Source organism: Candidatus Poseidoniia archaeon (genome assembly GCA_030748895.1).
In the GTDB taxonomy this organism is placed as follows: Archaea; Thermoplasmatota; Poseidoniia; order MGIII; family CG-Epi1; genus UBA8886.
On the sequence record JASMLC010000045.1, the window covers coordinates 1 to 815 of the forward strand.

General features: G+C 60.7%; 2 protein-coding genes. Both read left to right on the plus strand.

Annotated features, from left to right (window positions below; all coding sequences use genetic code 11):
* Positions 1-281, plus strand: a 281-nt coding sequence (locus QGG57_06945; protein MDP7007897.1) for a methionine adenosyltransferase domain-containing protein, incomplete at its 5' end; no start/stop codon positions are given.
* On the plus strand, positions 257-706 hold the full coding sequence (locus QGG57_06950) for an adenylyl-sulfate kinase (protein MDP7007898.1): 450 nt from the start codon (positions 257-259) through the stop codon (positions 704-706). The genes QGG57_06945 and QGG57_06950, both read left to right, overlap by 25 nt.
* Positions 707-815: the final 109 nt, after the last annotated feature.

Here is an 815-nt window from a genome sequence, read left to right on the forward strand (position 1 = left end):
TCGCCAAGAACGTCGTCGCGGCCGGGATGGCCGACCGCTGCCAGATTGCGCTCGCCTATTCCATCGGCGTCGCCGACCCGCTCTGGGTCGACATCAAGACCTTCGGCACTGGCAACGCAACGAAAATCCGCAAGGCGATAGACCGCCAGTTCGACCTGCGGCCGCGTGCCATCATCGAGGACCTGGACCTGCTGCGGCCGATTTACACGCCGACCGCCGCCTACGGCCACTTCGGGCGCGAACTGCCGGACTTCACTTGGGAAAAGAGGGGTGTCCTGTGATATTCTGGTTCACCGGCCAGCCGGGAAGCGGCAAGACCACCCTTGGCAAAGTGCTACTGGAGAAGCTGGACGGCGCGTTCCATGTTGATGGTGATGACTTGCGTGGTCTGGCGCACAACACAGACTATTCCGAGCAGGGACGCATCAACAACATCCGCATGGCGCAGTCGATTGCGATGTTCCTCGATAACAAAGGACAGGACGTTGTGGTCTCGATTGTTGCTCCGTACAGGTGGTTGCGCGAGGAGTTCAAGGCGCGCCACACGGTTAACGAGATTTACCTGCACACGACCGAGATTCGCGGACGCGAGCACTTTTTCGCCGAGGATTACGAGCCGCCGCAGGAAAACTTCCTCGACATCGACACCACAAACGTTTCAGTGGAGGTGTGCATCGACCGCATCATGGAGGAATTCCTGTCATGAAGCGTGCGCTCTTCATCGGCCGCTGGCAGCCGCTGCACGACGGGCATCGCTGGCTCTTCGCGCAGAAGCTCGACGCGGGTGAGCCGGTGCTGATTGCCGTGCGGGACAC